Here is a 16,445-nt window from a genome sequence, read left to right as displayed (position 1 = left end):
TATCAGGCGGCGAGTCGGTTTCGGCTCGCCGCTTTTGTTTTAGCTTGCCTTGGTTGGGACCGGTTGCCGGGACAGGGCGCAGGTCAAAATCTTCGTGTTCGGCAGTGGATTTTGCACCCTCCGCAGCCGGTTTGGCTTATAGCCTTTCCAAGCCATGTGGCTTAGATATATGAATTGTCTGGTCATATTTTCTTTCCCTTGAAACCGTCAGGGGGAAGGTCTAAGCCCTAGCCATCAACTGACGCGTTGGTCGGCTCGCCCCAATTGCTTGCTCGCCCCGCGGATCGCCGGTCTTCCCTCCGGCTCGAACCTTAGGCTGCCGCATGACTGATTTGCTCAGCAATTATTTGCCCATTCTCATTTTTATCGGATTGGCCGCCGTTATCGGTGGCGCGCTTCTGGTGGCGCCGTTTCTGGTGGCCTATCGTCGCCCCGATCCGGAGAAATTGTCTGCCTTTGAAGCGGGTTTCGATGCCTTCGACGATGCGCGCATGAAGGTCGATGTCCGGTTTTACCTGGTGTCGATTCTCTTCATCATCTTTGACCTTGAAGTGGCATTCCTCTTCCCCTGGGCTGTGGCTTTCCACGACATTGGGTGGTTCGGGTTCTGGTCCGTGATGGCCTTCCTCGGCGTTCTGACCGTCGGTTTTATCTATGAATGGCGCAAAGGAGCCCTGGAATGGGATTGAGCCCGTCCAACGCGACGCTGGTGACGCCTCGTCCAACCGGCGCGATCGACCCTTCGACCGGCAAGCCGATAGGCGCCGACGACCCGTTCTTCACCGGCGTGAACAACGAACTGGCGGACAAGGGTTTCCTTGTCACCACCGTTTCACAGCTCATCACCTGGGCCCGTACCGGCTCGCTGATGTGGATGCAGACCGGCCTTGCCTGCTGCGCCGTGGAAATGATGCAGATGTCCATGCCCCGCTACGACATTGAGCGCTTCGGCACCGCGCCCCGAGCGTCGCCGCGCCAGTCCGACGTGCTGATCGTCGCCGGTACTCTGACCAACAAGATGGCCCCGGCTCTGCGCAAGGTCTACGACCAGATGCCTGAGCCGCGCTATGTCATCTCCATGGGCTCGTGCGCTAATGGCGGCGGCTACTATCACTACTCATATTCGGTGGTGCGCGGCTGCGATCGCATTCTGCCCGTGGACGTTTACGTGCCGGGCTGCCCTCCGACCGCCGAGGCGCTTCTCTATGGCATCCTGCTGCTGCAGAAGAAGATTCGCCGCGATGGCACGATCGAACGATAGGCCGGGTTCATGACTGATACAGTTGAAACTGCCGAGCCGGTCGCTCAGGTTCATCCTCTCGAGGCGCTCGGTCAGCACATCGCCATGTCACTGGGCGAGTCGGTGCTCAGCTTTGAAATGGGCTTTGGTGATCTCACCGTGTCGGTGCGTCGCGAGTCGATCGTGGAGGTTGTGACCTTCCTGCGCGACGACTCCCGTTGCCGCTTCATTGCCTTTGTGGACGTGTGTGGCGCCGACTACCCTGCGCGCGAGTACCGGTTCGACGTGGTTTACCACTTCCTGAGCCCGCACCTGAACCAGCGCATCCGTGTCAGGCTCGAAGCAGACGAAGCGACCCCCGTGCCCTCGATCTGCGACGTTTTCCCGGGTGCCAACTGGTTCGAGCGTGAAGCCTATGACCTCTATGGCGTGCTGTTCTCCGGGCATCCGGACCTGCGCCGTATCCTGACCGATTACGGTTTCGACGGTCATCCCCTGCGCAAGGACTTCCCGCTGACCGGCTTTGTGGAAGTGCGCTACGACGAAGCTCGGCGTCGCGTGGTCTATGAGCCTGTGGCCCTTGCCCAGGAATTCCGCTCGTTCGATTACCTGTCGCCCTGGGAAGGTACTGATTACGTGCTGCCCGGCGACGAGAAGGCGAAGAACTGATGTCAGAAGTCGACGTCCGCAATTTCACGATCAATTTCGGCCCGGTTCACCCCTCGGCTCACGGCGTGTTGCGCATGATCCTCGAGCTCGATGGCGAGCTTGTCGAACGTGTCGATCCTCACGTCGGGCTGCTGCATCGTGGCACCGAAAAGCTGATCGAATACAAGACATACCTTCAGGCGCTGCCTTACTTCGATCGGCTCGACTATGTGGCGCCGATGAATCAGGAGCATGCCTTCGCCCTGGCGGTAGAGCGCATGCTCGGCATCGAAGTGCCCCGTCGTGGCCAGCTGATCCGCGTGCTTTACGCAGAAATCGGCCGGCTGCTCGCGCACCTGATGAACGTGACGACACAAGCCATGGATATCGGCGCGCTAACGCCGCCGCTATGGGGTTTCGAGCAGCGCGAGAAGCTGATGGTGTTTTATGAGCGCGCATCGGGCGCGCGCATGCACGCTGCCTATTTCCGCCCCGGTGGCGTTCACCAGGATCTGCCGCAATCGTTGATCGACGACATCGGTATTTTCTGCGAGGAATTCACCCAGGCCCTCGACGACATCGACACGCTTCTTACCGAGAACCGCATCTTCAAGCAGCGCAATGTCGATATCGGCGTCGTGCCGCTTGAGGAGGCCTGGGGCCGCGGCTTTTCCGGCGTCATGGTTCGCGCCTCGGGCGCCGCGTGGGACCTGCGTAAATCTCAGCCTTACGATGCCTATGCCGAGATGGATTTCGACATCCCGACCGGTTCCAATGGCGATTGTTACGATCGTTACCTCGTGCGCATGGAAGAAATGCGCCAGGCCAACAAGATCATGAAGCAGTGCGTGCAAAAGCTCAGCGCGCCGGAAGGGCAGGGGCCCGTCTCCTCGGTGGACGGCAAGGTTGTGCCGCCCAAGCGTGGCGAGATGAAGCAATCGATGGAAGCCCTGATCCATCATTTTAAGCTTTATACCGAAGGCTATAAGGTTCCCGCCGGCGATATCTATGCGGCCGTCGAAGCGCCCAAGGGCGAGTTCGGCGTCTACATCGTCTCCGATGGCACCAACAAGCCCTATCGCTGCCACATCCGCGCTCCGGGTTTTGCCCATCTCAGCGCCATGGACTGGCTCTGCCGCGGCCACATGCTCGCCGACGTGACGGCGATCCTAGGTTCGATTGATATTGTGTTCGGAGAGGTTGATCGCTGATGACTGTGCGACGCCTTGCAGACGAGTCGGTCCAACCGACGAGTTTCGCCTTCAATAATGATAATCAGGCCTGGGCGGAAAAGCGCATTGCGCTTTATCCGGCTGGCCGCCAGCAGTCTGCTGTCATTCCGCTGCTGATGCGGGCGCAGGAACAGGACGGCTGGGTTTCCCGTGCGACGATCGAGAAGGTCGCCGAGATGCTCGGTATGGCCTATATCCGCGTGCTCGAGGTTGCGACCTTCTACACCCAGTTCCAGTTGCAGCCTGTTGGTACACGTGCCCATGTGCAGGTCTGTGGCACCACGCCCTGCATGCTGCGCGGGGCAGGGGAACTCATCTCGGTCTGCAAGAGCCGCATCCATCACGATCCGCATCATCTGAATGCTGATGGTACGCTTTCCTGGGAAGAGGTCGAGTGCGCCGGAGCCTGCGTCAATGCACCAATGGTCACCATCTTCCAGGACACCTACGAAGATCTGACGCCAGCTCGGCTCGGAGAAATCATCGACGCCTTCCATGCCGGTCGTGGTGAAACCATCAAGCCGGGAACGCAGATCGAGCGCCTTAACGCCGCTGCCGAAGGCGGGCAGACAACTCTGCTCGAAACTCCGACGGCCACGCGCGAGAAGTTCGTGCCGCCTGCGCCGCCGGAAGGCACTGCCCCTGCGGCGGCTACTCCGGCTGCTCCCGCTGCGCCGGCCAAGAAGACGGAGCCCGACACGGCTGCGCGTCCCAAGGACGTGACCGAGGAAACCGCTCCGGCTCTCAAGGGAACTCCGGCTGAAGCCAAGGTCTCCGAGGCAAAGGCCGAGAGCGAGCGCAAGGCTGCCGATACTTCCGCCAAGGCTGACGGTACGCCCAATGCCGAGATGCGGCCCGGTGCCACCGGCGCCGAGTCGGAGGCGGGCAAAATCGACGGCGGCAAGGCTCCTGGCAAGGAAAGCGCCGATGCTGCGCCTTCCGGAGCAACGCCTACCGATGTCGACAAGACGAGCGCTGTCAAGGTTGCTCCGCCTGCCGAAGGACTTAGCCCGACGGCGGAAACCGGCGGCCCCGTGCCCCTCTTCCAGGCGCCGGAAGGTCCAGCTGACGATCTCAAGCAGATCGGCGGCGTAGGTCCGGTGATGGAATCCAAGCTCAAGGCTGTCGGCATCACCCGCTGGAGCCAGATCGCTGCGTTGACGCCCGAGGAGATCGAGCGTCTCGAAGCCAGCCTCAACTTCAAGGGCCGCGTTGCTCGTGACAACTGGCAGCAACAGGCCGAAGTCCTCGCCCGCGGCGGGGTCGAGGAATATCGCAAGGTGTTCGGGAAGGACCCGCGCTAAATGCTCGCTGATAAAGATCGCATCTTCACCAATCTCTATGGCCAGCACGACTGGCGCCTCGAAGGCGCGCGTTCGCGCGGCGCCTGGGTAGGCACCAAGGAATTCATCGATTCAGGGCGTGACTGGATCACCAACGAGGTCAAAGGGTCGGGTCTGCGCGGCCGTGGCGGCGCGGGCTTCCCGACGGGCCTCAAGTGGAGCTTCATGCCCAAGGTCAGCGATGGCCGTCCGCATTATCTGCTCGTCAACGCTGACGAATCCGAGCCCGGCACGTGCAAGGACCGCGAGATCCTGCGCCACGATCCGCACCATCTGATCGAGGGCTGCCTTCTGGCCTCTCGCGCCATGGATGCGCATCTGGCGTTCATCTATGTGCGCGGCGAGTTCATGCGCGAGCGCCAGCGTCTCGAGGAAGCCGTTCAGGAAGCCTATGACGCCAAGCTCATCGGCAAGGACAATGTCCACGGCTGGGATCTCGACATCATCGTCCATCACGGCGCCGGCGCCTATATTTGCGGCGAAGAAACCGCATTGATGGAGTCGCTCGAAGGCAAGAAGGGTCAGCCTCGCCTCAAGCCGCCATTCCCGGCCGGCATGGGCGTCTATGGCAACCCGACGACCGTGAACAATGTCGAGTCGATCGCTGTTGTTCCCGAAATCCTCCGCCGCTCGGGCGCATGGTTCAATTCCATCGGCCGCCCCAATAATGTCGGCACCAAGCTGTTCATGGTCTCTGGCCACGTCAACAAGCCGGCGACCTTCGAAGAAGCTCTTGGCGAGTCCTTCAAGGATATCATCGAAAAGCACTGCGGCGGCGTGCGCGGCGGCTGGGACAACCTGCTTGCCGTTATTCCCGGTGGTGCTTCGTGCCCCGTGGTGCGCGGTGAGGACATGATGGATGCCATCATGGACTTCGATGGTCTTCGCGAAAAGAAGTCGTCCTTCGGAACCGGCGGCATGATCATCATGGACAAGTCCACCGATATCATCCGCGCCATCTGGCGTATCGCGGCCTTCTTCAAGCATGAAAGCTGCGGCCAGTGCACGCCGTGCCGTGAAGGCACCGGCTGGATGATGCGTGTGATGGAACGCATGGTCGAGGGCCGCGCCCAAAAGCGCGAAATCGACATGCTCTTTTCGGTCACCAAGCAGATCGAAGGTCACACTATTTGTGCTCTGGGCGATGCGGCCGCATGGCCGATCCAGGGCCTGATCCGGAACTTCCGTGACGTCATCGAAGCCCGGATCGATCAATACACCTGGTCTTCGACCAGCGACGGCGCCGTGCCGTCGATTGCCGCGGAGTAAGCCGATGGCCCAGATCAAAGTCGACGGCCAGCTCGTCGAAGTTCCTGATTACTACACGCTGATGCAGGCCGCCGAAGCGGCGGGCGCAGAAATTCCGCGCTTCTGCTACCACGAGCGCCTTTCGGTGGCGGGCAATTGCCGCATGTGTCTGGTGGAAGTTAAGGGTGGTCCCCCGAAGCCGCAGGCCTCCTGCGCCATGTCGGTGAAGGACCTGCGTCCCGGCCCGAATGGCGAACCGCCCGAAATGTTCACCAACACGCCCATGGTCAAAAAGGCCCGTGAAGGCGTGATGGAATTCCTGCTGGTCAACCATCCGCTCGATTGCCCGATCTGCGATCAGGGCGGCGAGTGCGATCTGCAGGACCAGGCTATGGCCTATGGCGTCGACAAGTCGCGCTTCTTCGAAAACAAGCGCGCGGTCGAAGACAAGTATATCGGGCCGCTGGTCAAGACCTCGATGAACCGGTGCATTCACTGCACGCGTTGTGTCCGCTTCACTACCGAAGTGGCCGGCATTTCCGAAATGGGTCTGCTCGGTCGCGGTGAAGACGCCGAGATCACGACCTATCTGGAAAAAGCACTCTCGAGCGAAATGCAGGGGAATGTCATCGACCTTTGCCCGGTTGGTGCGCTGACCTCCAAGCCCTATGCTTTCAATGCTCGCCCCTGGGAGCTGAACAAGACCGAATCCATCGATGTGATGGATGCTGTCGGTTCGGCCATCCGCGTCGATAGCCGCGGCCGGGAAGTCATGCGCATCATGCCGCGGGTCAACGAAGCCATCAATGAAGAATGGATCTCGGACAAGACCCGTTTCATCTGGGATGGTCTGAAGAACCAGCGTCTTGACCGGCCCTATGTGCGCAAGGGCGGGAAACTGCAGGCCGCAACCTGGGACGAGGCACTTGCTGCTGTCGCTTCGCGCATCAAGAAGGCTGGCAACAAGGTCGGCGCCATTGCTGGCGATCTCGCCGCTGTCGAAGAGATGTACGCCCTCAAGGGCCTCCTCGCTTCGGTCGGCTCCGGCATGACCGATGTGCGCCCCGCCATGTCCGGAATCGATCCGTCCATGCCGCGATCGGCCTATCTCTTCAATCCCACCATTGCCGGCATCGAAGATGCTGACGCAATCCTCATCATCGGCGCCAATCCGCGCCGCGAGGCCGCAATCATCAATGCCCGCATCCGCAAGACCTGGCGCGCCAAAAACGTGCCGGTTGCCGTGATCGGCGAACGCGCCGACCTCACCTATAATTACGATTATCTGGGCGAAGGCTTCGAGAGCCTGGCCGATCTTGCTGCAGGCAATGGTTCTTTTGCCGAAATCCTGAGCAAGGCCGAGCGCCCGCTGATCATCGTGGGCGAGGCCGCTGTGTCGCACGCCGCCCTTGGCAAGCAGGTCGGTCGCGATGTGATCGCTCTCGCTGCAAAGCTGGCCAATGGCGCAAATGTCGCCGATGGTTGGAATGGCTTCGCGATGCTGCACAATGCAGCCAGCCGCGTTGGTGGCCTCGATATCGGTTTCGTGCCGCATGACGGCGGCGTTTGCTCGGCCGATCAGATCGCTCTGGCCGGCAAGGGTGAGCTCGACGTGCTCTTCCTGCTCGGCGCCGACGAATACGACATGACCGCCATGGGGAAGGCATTCGTCGTCTATATCGGCTCGCATGGCGATAACGGCGCTCATCGCGCCGACGTCATCCTGCCTGCTGCGACCTATACCGAAAAGTCCGGCACCTATGTGAACACCGAGGGCCGGGTTCAACAGACTGCCCGCGCCGTGTTCCCGCCGGGTGATGCCAAGGAAGATTGGGCGATCATCCGTGCGCTTTCGGGCGCCATCGGTCAGCCGCTGCCTTACAATTCGCTGGGTCAGTTGCGCAGCGCGCTTTATGCGGAATTCCCACATCTTGCGCGCGTCGATGAGGTCGAGCCAGGTGACTCCGCCGCGCTCAGCACCTATGCAAGCGCTGCGGTGATGACCCGGTCAGCCCCGTTCGGTTCGGCTGTGGCCGACTTCTATCTCAGCAACCCCATCGCACGCGCTTCTGCCGTCATGGGTGAATGCGCCGCGCTGGCTGCCGGTTTGCGCCAGGCAGCGGAGTAGGGGACCATAATGGACTTTATCACGACGGCCCTCGACTATCTGCTTGGCATCCCCTTCCTCGGTTGGGGCACGCAGATCGGCTTTATCTACAAGGCGCTGGCTCTGCTGGTTGCCCTTCTGGTTTTCACCGCCTTTATCCTCCTTGCCGACCGCAAGGTCTGGGCCGCTGTGCAGCTGCGCCGCGGTCCCAACGTGGTCGGTCCTTTCGGCCTGCTGCAGTCCTTTGCCGACTTGCTCAAGTTCGTGTTCAAGGAACCGATCATCCCCGCCGGTGCCGACAAGGCCCTGTTCCTGCTGGCTCCACTGCTCACCGCGACCCTGGCTCTCGCCGGCTGGGCAGTTGTGCCGGTGGATAATGGCTGGGCCATGGCCAACATCAATATCGGCATCCTTTACCTGCTGGGCATTTCCTCGCTCGGCGTCTATGGCGTCATCATCGGCGGCTGGGCATCGAACTCGAAGTACCCCTTCCTCGGCTCGCTCCGCTCTGCCGCGCAGATGGTGTCCTACGAAGTCTCGATCGGCCTCGTGATCATCACCGTGCTGCTGTGCGTGGGGTCGCTAAACCTGAACGAGATCGTAATCGCCCAGCAGGAAATGGGCCTTGCTCATGCTCTGGGCGTGCCGTGGCTGTCCTTCCTCAACTGGTTCTGGCTGCCGCTCTTCCCGATGTTCGTGGTGTTCTACATCTCGGCCCTTGCCGAAACCAACCGCCCACCCTTCGACCTCGCCGAAGGCGAATCAGAACTGGTGGCCGGCTTCATGACCGAATATTCGGCCGCGCCCTACATGCTGTTCATGCTCGGGGAATACATCTCGATTCTCCTGATGTGCGGCATGACCGTGATTCTGTTCATGGGTGGCTGGGCCGCACCGATCGATCTGCCCCCGTTCACCTGGATCCCGGGTGTGATCTGGTTCTTCATCAAGCTTACGCTTGTGTTTTTCATGTTCGCGATGGCCAAGTCCATCGTGCCCCGTTACCGCTATGACCAACTCATGCGTATCGGTTGGAAGCTGTTCCTGCCGCTCTCGCTCGTGATGGTCGTCATCGTTGCCTTCGTCCTCAAGCTCACCGGCTGGGGTTGGCACGGAGGGATCGCCTGATGCGCGCCACTCAAGTCATCAACACGCTTTTGATGAAGGAATTCGTTTCGGCCTTTTTCCTGGCCATGCGGTATTTCTTTGCTCCGAAGCCGACCGTGAACTACCCGTTCGAGAAGGGTGCGGTCTCGCCCCGTTTTCGCGGTGAGCACGCCCTGCGCCGTTATCCCAATGGCGAAGAGCGCTGCATCGCCTGCAAGCTGTGTGAAGCTATCTGTCCGGCTCAGGCCATAACTATCGAGGCTGGCCCGCGCCAGAACGACGGAACCCGTCGCACTGTGCGTTACGACATCGACATGGTGAAGTGCATCTATTGCGGCTTCTGCCAGGAAGCGTGTCCGGTCGATGCCATCGTCGAGGGCCCGAACTTCGAATTTGCAACTGAAACGCGCGAAGAGCTCTACTTCTCCAAGGAAAAGCTCCTGTCAAACGGCGATCGGTGGGAGCGTGAAATCGCTGCCAACCTTGCTGCCGACGCGCCTTATCGCTGAGAGGGAAGAGCATGACCCTTCCATTGTTCTTCTTCTACCTCTTTGCGACAGTTGCGATCGTTTCGGCCTTCATGGTCATCTCGTCCCGCAATCCCGTTCATGCGGTGCTCTTTCTGATCCTCACCTTCGTCAATGGCGCAGGTCTGTTCATGCTCGCCGGCGCCGAATTCCTGGCCCTGCTGCTGATCGTTGTTTATGTGGGCGCGGTCGCCGTGCTCTTCCTTTTCGTCGTGATGATGCTCGACGTCGATTTTGCCTCGCTCAAGTCGGGCATGCTGCAATATGCGCCGGTCGGCATTCTGGTCGGTATCGTGCTGCTGCTCGAACTGCTGCTGGTTGCCGGTAGCGTGTTCATTGCGCCGGAAGCGGCGAGCGGTTCAGGTCTGCCGATCGATACGACCATGGATAATACGCGCCAGCTCGGCCTGGTGCTCTACACGCGCTACGTCTTCCTGTTCCAGGGCGCCGGTGCCGTGCTCTTGGTCGCCATGATCGGGGCCATCGTGCTCACCTTGCGTCACCGGTCGACGGCCAAGCGGCAGAATCCGGTGGATCAGGTGGCGCGCCGCGCCGAAGAGACGCTCAAAGTCGTCAAGGTCAAGAGCGGTCAGGGGCTATAGGGGTTTATCATGGGCTTGGAAATCGGGCTCGGTCACTACCTGACCGTTGCAGCCATTCTGTTCACGCTTGGCGTGTTCGGCATCTTTCTCAACCGCAAGAACGTCATCGTCATCCTGATGTCGGTGGAATTGATCCTGCTTGCGGTCAATCTCAACCTGGTGGCCTTCTCGGCGCATCTCAATGACCTTCAAGGTCAGGTGTTTGCCCTGATGATCCTCACCGTTGCCGCTGCCGAAGCGGCGATCGGTCTGGCCATTCTGGTCATCTTCTATCGCAACCGTGGCTCCATCGCGGTTGAAGACGCAAATATGATGAAGGGCTGAGGCTGACGCTATGATGATTCAGGCGATTGTCTTTTTGCCCCTCATCGGGGCGCTTATTGCCGGCCTTTTGGGCCGCACCATCGGCCACCGGCCGGCGGAATTTCTCACCACGGGCCTGCTGATCATCGCAGCCGTGCTGAGCTGGATCGTGTTCATCCCCGTTGCCTTTGGTGATGGCCTCGTCGGTGCCGTCGGCGACGGCCATGCGGCCGTGCTCAAGGTCGAGGTGATGCGCTGGATCCAGGTCGGCGACATGGATCTGCGCTGGACCCTGCGCGTCGATACGCTCACCGCCATCATGCTGGTGGTGGTCAACACCGTGTCGGCTCTCGTCCATCTCTATTCGATCGGCTATATGCACGAAGATCCGCATCGTTCGCGCTTCTTCGCCTACCTCTCGCTTTTCACCTTCGCCATGCTCATGCTGGTGACGGCCGATAACTTCCTGCAGATGTTCTTCGGCTGGGAAGGCGTGGGTCTCGCCTCATACTTGCTGATCGGCTTCTGGTATACGCGTCCGTCGGCGACTGCGGCTGCCATGAAGGCCTTCATCGTCAACCGCGTGGGTGACTTCGGCTTCGCGCTCGGTATCTTTGGTGCCTTCCTCGTGCTCGGTCATATCGACTTCGACGGCGCCTTCCATGCCGCTGACGAATTTGCCACAACGGGCCTTCCCGTGATCCGCTTCCTCAATTGGGATGTGGACGCGATGACCGTCATCTGCCTGCTGCTCTTCATGGGCGCCATGGGCAAGTCGGCGCAGTTCCTGCTGCACACCTGGCTTCCCGACGCCATGGAAGGTCCGACCCCAGTTTCGGCGCTGATTCACGCCGCGACCATGGTCACCGCCGGCGTCTTCATGGTTGCTCGGCTCTCGCCGCTCTTCGAGCTCTCGCCCTTCGCGCTCAACGTCGTGATCGTCATCGGCGCCATCACCGCCTTCTTTGCGGCAACGGTCGGTCTCGTCCAAAACGACATCAAGCGCGTGATCGCCTATTCCACCTGTTCCCAGCTCGGCTATATGTTCGTTGCGCTCGGGGTAGGGGCCTACTCGGCCGGCGTTTATCACCTGTTCACGCACGCCTTCTTCAAGGCTCTGCTGTTCCTCGGCGCTGGTTCGGTGATCCATGCCATGCATCATGAGCAGGACATGCGGAACATGGGTGGCCTGCGCAAGAAGATCCCCATCACCTATGCGATGATGATGATCGGCACCCTGGCGCTCACCGGCGTTGGCATTCCGGGCACAAGCCTTGGCTTTGCCGGGTTCTTCTCCAAGGACTCGATCATCGAAAGCGCCTATGCGTTTGGCGGCAATATCGGCAGCCTTGCCTTCTGGCTTCTTGTGATCGCAGCGCTCTTCACGAGCTTTTATTCCTGGCGCCTCGTGCATCTGACCTTCCACGGCTCGCCACGCGATCCGCAGCACTTCGGTTCAGGCCCGCATCCGGATCCGGCTCATGCCGATGCCGAAACGCACCATGAGCCGATCGACGACTCCAACGCCGATGATCACGCTCATGCCTCCGTTGCTCATGCAGGGCATGGTCACGACAATCACGGTCATGGGCATCACGGCTCGGCCTATGACAACGCTCATGAATCGCCCAATGTCATGCTGGTGCCGCTTTATGTTCTGGCTGTCGGTGCTGTGCTGGCCGGTGTCGTGTTCTACGGCATGTTCTTCCACGAGGTCGAACATATCGAGCACTTCTTCGCCGGATCCATCTATGTCGACCACGACATCATCGAAGCTGCGCACCACGTGCCGCTTTGGGTCAAGTGGAGCGCCACGATTTCCATGATCCTCGGCTTTGTTGCCGCCTGGTACATGTACATCCGCCGCCCAGACGTGCCGGGCAAGCTCGCTGCGTCCAATCCGGGCCTCTACAAGTTCCTCTTGAACAAGTGGTACTTCGACGAGCTCTACAACACGATCTTCGTGCGTCCTGCGCTCTGGATCGGCCGCGCCGTCTGGCATGGCTTCGATGATTGGCTGGTCGATGGCAAAATCGCCGAAGGTCTAGGCCGTCGCGTTCAGAACGTCACCTCCTGGGTCGTCAAGCTCCAGTCTGGCTACCTCTACCACTATGCCTTCGCCATGCTGATCGGCATCGCGGCGCTCCTGACCTGGGCCATCGCGGCCGGGGGACTGATCTGATGACCTTCGACAATACCATTCTCACGATCGTGACCTTCCTGCCGCTCCTCGGCGCGGCTTTGGTTCTGGTCACGCCCAAGACGGCGCTCAACGCCATCCGCTGGACCTCGCTGGCGACGACGCTCGTCACCCTAGCCCTAGCGCTCTGGCTCTGGGCGGCCTTCGATCCGTCAAATCCGGGTTTCCAGTTCGTCGTCAATTACGACTGGCTGGGCAACAGCATCGGCTATCGCGTCGGTGTCGACGGCATCTCGGTGCTCTTTGTCGTGCTCTCCGCTCTCCTCATGCCTTTCTGCGTGCTGGCCAGCTGGGAAGCGATCGACAAGCGCCTCAAGGAATACATGGCCGTCTTCCTGATCCTGGAAGTTCTGATGATCGGCGTATTCACCACGCTCGATCTGGCCATGTTCTATGTCTTCTTCGAAGGCACGCTGCTGCCGATGTTCCTGATCATCGGTATCTGGGGCGGCAAGCGCCGTATTCAGGCCAGCTACAAGTTCTTCTTCTATACCTTCGTTGGCTCGGTTCTGATGCTTCTGGCCATCATGGCCATGTACTGGAATGCAGGCACCACGGATATCTCGCGCCTTCTGACGCATGAGTTCCCCGAAGGCATGCAGACCTGGCTCTGGTTGGCTTTCTTCGCTTCGCTCGCAGTCAAGATGCCCATGTGGCCGTTCCACCGCTGGCTGCCGGAAGCTCACGTCGAGGCACCCACTGCAGGCTCGGTGATCCTTGCCGCGATCCTGCTCAAGCTGGGCGGCTACGGCTTCCTGCGCTTCAGCTTGCCGATGTTCCCCGATGCTTCGGCCCAGTTTGCCAACTTCGTGTTCGTGCTGTCGGTTGCTGCCATCATCATCACCTCGCTCGTGGCGCTGGTGCAGACCGACATCAAGAAGCTGATCGCTTACTCCTCGGTCGCCCACATGGGCTTCGTCACCATGGGTATCTTTGCGGGCAATGCCCTCGGGATCCAGGGTGCGGTCTTCCAGATGCTGTCGCACGGGCTCGTGTCTGGCGCTCTCTTCCTTGCTGTCGGCGTCATCTACGATCGTATGCATACCCGTGAGATCGACGCCTATGGCGGTCTCGTCGAGCGCATGCCGCAATATGCCTTCGCCTTCATGGTGTTCACCATGGCTAATGTCGGCCTGCCGGGCACCTCCGGCTTCGTGGGTGAGTTCCTCACCATGATGGGCGTGTTCCAGGTCAATACCTGGGTGGCATTCGGCGCCGCTTTCGGTGTGATCCTGTCGGCCGGCTACGCGCTCTGGCTTTATCGCCGGGTCGTGTTTGGTGCGCTGACCAAGGACAGCCTCAAGAGCATCCTTGATCTCAACCTGCGCGAGAAGGTGGTGCTCTATCCGCTGATCGTGATGATCATCGTGTTCGGCTTCTATCCCGCGCCGATACTCGACACCACAGCCGCCGCGGTCGACAATCTCGTCGCCCATTACGCTGCTTCGGTTGGCCTCGACCCCTCTGTTTCCCTGGCTGAAGCCCGGGCACCACTTGAATATGCCGCGCCCACGGGCGAGGTCCAGCCGGCCGCAGAGCATGCGGCCGAGCCTGCTGCGCACTAGGAGACCGACGTGAACTCTGACGTTACTGATTTCGCAAGCGTCGCGCCTGCCTATCCCGAGCTGGTGATCGCGGTCGGCGCCCTGGTGCTCGTTATCCTGGGTGTTATCATCAACAAGGAGCGTTCGGCGCTGATCTCCTGGCTCGCCGTGCTGCTCATTGCCGCCGCTGGCGTCGTAGCCTTGGCCATGCCTGCCGATGGCGTGCTCTTCAACGGCGTCTTCATCGCTGATGCCTTCGCGCGGTACATGAAGCTCCTCGTGCTGGGCGGCGCTGCCCTGGCGCTGATCCTTGCCATGCCCAATTCCGTCGAGAACGGCGTCCACAAGTTCGAATATTCGATCCTGGCAGTGCTGGCGACGCTGGGCATGATGATCATGGTTTCGGCCAATGACCTGATGAGCCTCTATATCGGCCTCGAGCTGCAGTCTCTGGCTGCTTACGTGATCGCCGCCATCAAGACCGATGACAAGCGCGCCTCCGAAGCAGGTCTCAAGTACTTTGTGCTTGGTGCTCTGTCCTCGGGCATGCTGCTTTACGGCGCATCCCTGATCTATGGCTTCACCGGCCACACCAACCTGCAGGAAATCGTTGCCGCGATTGCCATGGAAGGCCGTTCGGTCGGTCTGATTTTCGGCATGGTGTTCCTGCTTGCCGGCGTTGCGTTCAAGATGTCTGCCGTGCCGTTCCACATGTGGACGCCCGACGTTTATGAAGGTGCGCCCACTCCGGTGACCGCTTTCTTCGCCATGGCGCCCAAGGTTGCCGCCATGGCGCTGATGGTGCGCCTCGTCATGGACACGTTCCAGCCGATCAGCTCGGATTGGCAGCAGGTCGTGATTTTCATCTCTATAGCCTCCATGGTGCTGGCGGCCTTTGCGGCCATCGGCCAGCGATCGATCAAGCGGCTTATTGCTTATTCCTCGATCGGCCATGTCGGCTTCGCGCTCGTCGGCCTCTCGTCCGGCACGCAGGTGGGTGTTGAAGGTGTTGCCATCTATATGGCGATCTACCTGACGATGACCGTTGGCCTCTTTGCCTGCGTCCTCTCGCTGCGAACCGAAAACGGCTATGTCGAAAACATCGAGGATCTGGCCGGCGCTGCTCAGGCTCGTCCCTTCGTGGCGGCCATTATGGCAATCCTGATGTTTTCGCTGATCGGCATGCCGCCGCTTGCCGGCTTCTTTGCCAAGTGGCACGTGTTCCTCGCGGCCATCGAAGCCAACCTCTATGTCCTTTCGGTCATCGGTGTTCTGGCCTCGGCCGTGAGCGCCTACTATTATCTGCGTGTCGTCAAGACGATGTATTTCGATGAGCCTAAGGCGACCTTCGCCGCTGTGCCCAACGAACTCACCATCCTGCTCGCCATCAGTGCCTTCCTGATCGTCACCTACTATTTCAGCGTCGGCAATGCGTTGACCAACTGGGCACACATTGCGGCCGGAAGCCTGTTCTAGGTGGCCGATTTCTCACTCGGCCCGAAAGCCCGTGCCGCGGGCTATCGGCTGGCCGGCTTCGACGAAATCGGCTCCACTAATAGCGAAGCGCTCGCGGCCGTGGCTGCGGGCGATCCGGGCGGCATCTGGTTCGCTGCACTCAAGCAAACTGCTGGCCGTGGTCGCCGGGGACGGGCCTGGGAAAGTCCCTCTGGCAATCTCGCTGCCAGTCTTTTGATCGTTCCGGACGCCGAGCCCAGTATTCTTGCAACGCTGGGATTCGTGGCCGGTGTCGCCATGCAGAACGCCTTTGCGCGCGTTCTACCCAACGGGGCTGTCCGCATCGGCATCGATGGCGCCGACACGCTCGATGGGTCGGGCCGCGTAGCTCTTAAATGGCCGAACGATGTGCTGGCCGACGGCGCCAAGGTCGCCGGAATCCTGCTTGAGATGGGCAAGACGCCTCAGGGCCGGAATGCGATCGTCATCGGTATCGGCGTCAATGTCATTGCAGCGCCCTCCGGTTTGCCCTATCCCGCTACCAGCCTTCTTGATCTGGGTTACGAACACAAGGCCGAGGACGTCTTCGAAGCCTTGGCGGAAGCCTGGGTCGATGCGTTCTCCCTCTGGTCCGATGGATCGGGGATAAAGCAAGTGCTCGCCCAGTGGCGAGCCTCTGCTGCGGGCATCGGTTCGCCCGTTGCTGTTGCGCAGGACGGCGTCGTCCGGCGCGGTATTTTTGAAACCATCGACGCCTCCGGTCGACTGGTCATGCGCGACGACGATGGCGCGCGGATCGTGATCACGGCGGGCGATGTGCATTTTGGGGCAACGGCCAGCGCCCGAAGCTGACCACAACACGCGCGACGACCAGCGACCAAAGCTCGCA

At 60.6% G+C, this 16,445-nt stretch carries 15 protein-coding genes; all 15 read left to right on the top strand.

The window, feature by feature from the left end:
- The first annotated feature begins 323 nt into the window (after window positions 1–323).
- The 15 genes from BM364_RS08275 to BM364_RS08205 are packed head-to-tail and all read left to right on the top strand — an operon-like array spanning window position 324 to window position 16,408.
- Complete coding sequence (locus tag BM364_RS08275; RefSeq protein WP_092423223.1) at window positions 324–689, top strand: NADH-quinone oxidoreductase subunit A; 366 nt, start codon at window positions 324–326, stop codon at window positions 687–689.
- On the top strand, window positions 680–1,261 hold the full coding sequence (locus BM364_RS08270; protein WP_175528520.1) for a NuoB/complex I 20 kDa subunit family protein: 582 nt from the start codon (window positions 680–682) through the stop codon (window positions 1,259–1,261). The genes BM364_RS08275 and BM364_RS08270 overlap by 10 nt, the downstream gene beginning before the upstream one ends.
- A 9-nt stretch (window positions 1,262–1,270) precedes the next feature.
- On the top strand, window positions 1,271–1,909 hold the full coding sequence (locus tag BM364_RS08265) for an NADH-quinone oxidoreductase subunit C (RefSeq protein WP_092423219.1): 639 nt from the start codon (window positions 1,271–1,273) through the stop codon (window positions 1,907–1,909).
- Window positions 1,909–3,099, top strand: a complete 1,191-nt coding sequence (locus BM364_RS08260) for an NADH-quinone oxidoreductase subunit D (RefSeq protein ID WP_092423217.1) — start codon at window positions 1,909–1,911, stop codon at window positions 3,097–3,099. The genes BM364_RS08265 and BM364_RS08260 overlap by 1 nt, the downstream gene beginning before the upstream one ends.
- Entirely contained in the window at window positions 3,099–4,424 is a 1,326-nt protein-coding gene (gene nuoE, locus BM364_RS08255; RefSeq protein ID WP_092423215.1) for an NADH-quinone oxidoreductase subunit NuoE, read from the top strand. Before BM364_RS08260 ends, nuoE begins: the two co-directional genes overlap by 1 nt.
- The gene (gene nuoF / locus BM364_RS08250) at window positions 4,425–5,732 is read left to right on the top strand and encodes an NADH-quinone oxidoreductase subunit NuoF (RefSeq protein WP_092423213.1); all 1,308 of its coding nucleotides are present in this window, start codon (window positions 4,425–4,427) and stop codon (window positions 5,730–5,732) included.
- Between the two features lie 4 nt (window positions 5,733–5,736).
- On the top strand, window positions 5,737–7,839 hold the full coding sequence (gene nuoG, locus BM364_RS08245; protein ID WP_092423211.1) for an NADH-quinone oxidoreductase subunit NuoG: 2,103 nt from the start codon (window positions 5,737–5,739) through the stop codon (window positions 7,837–7,839).
- 9 nt (window positions 7,840–7,848) lie between these two features.
- The gene (gene nuoH / locus BM364_RS08240; protein WP_092423209.1) at window positions 7,849–8,946 is read left to right on the top strand and encodes an NADH-quinone oxidoreductase subunit NuoH; all 1,098 of its coding nucleotides are present in this window, start codon (window positions 7,849–7,851) and stop codon (window positions 8,944–8,946) included.
- Complete coding sequence (gene nuoI / locus BM364_RS08235; RefSeq protein ID WP_092423207.1) at window positions 8,946–9,434, top strand: NADH-quinone oxidoreductase subunit NuoI; 489 nt, start codon at window positions 8,946–8,948, stop codon at window positions 9,432–9,434. The genes nuoH and nuoI overlap by 1 nt, the downstream gene beginning before the upstream one ends.
- 11 nt (window positions 9,435–9,445) lie before the next feature.
- Window positions 9,446–10,054 (top strand): NADH-quinone oxidoreductase subunit J, encoded by a 609-nt coding sequence (locus BM364_RS08230; RefSeq protein WP_092423204.1) that lies wholly within the window; start codon window positions 9,446–9,448, stop codon window positions 10,052–10,054.
- A gap of 15 nt (window positions 10,055–10,069) precedes the next feature.
- Window positions 10,070–10,378: an NADH-quinone oxidoreductase subunit NuoK gene (gene nuoK, locus BM364_RS08225; RefSeq protein WP_092423999.1), complete on the top strand. Its 309-nt coding sequence runs from the start codon at window positions 10,070–10,072 to the stop codon at window positions 10,376–10,378.
- A 10-nt stretch (window positions 10,379–10,388) separates the two neighbouring features.
- Window positions 10,389–12,539 (top strand): NADH-quinone oxidoreductase subunit L, encoded by a 2,151-nt coding sequence (gene nuoL, locus BM364_RS08220; protein WP_092423202.1) that lies wholly within the window; start codon window positions 10,389–10,391, stop codon window positions 12,537–12,539.
- Window positions 12,539–14,122 (top strand): NADH-quinone oxidoreductase subunit M, encoded by a 1,584-nt coding sequence (locus BM364_RS08215; RefSeq protein ID WP_092423200.1) that lies wholly within the window; start codon window positions 12,539–12,541, stop codon window positions 14,120–14,122. Before nuoL ends, BM364_RS08215 begins: the two co-directional genes overlap by 1 nt.
- A 9-nt stretch (window positions 14,123–14,131) precedes the next feature.
- Window positions 14,132–15,577, top strand: coding sequence for an NADH-quinone oxidoreductase subunit NuoN (gene nuoN, locus BM364_RS08210; RefSeq protein WP_092423198.1), 1,446 nt, complete (start codon window positions 14,132–14,134; stop codon window positions 15,575–15,577).
- Complete coding sequence (locus BM364_RS08205; protein ID WP_092423196.1) at window positions 15,578–16,408, top strand: biotin--[acetyl-CoA-carboxylase] ligase; 831 nt, start codon at window positions 15,578–15,580, stop codon at window positions 16,406–16,408.
- Window positions 16,409–16,445 lie beyond the last annotated feature (37 nt).

It is taken from the genome of Devosia crocina (assembly GCF_900116545.1).
In the GTDB taxonomy this organism is placed as follows: domain Bacteria; phylum Pseudomonadota; class Alphaproteobacteria; order Rhizobiales; family Devosiaceae; genus Devosia; species Devosia crocina.
This window is presented reverse-complemented; position numbering and strand designations above follow the sequence as displayed.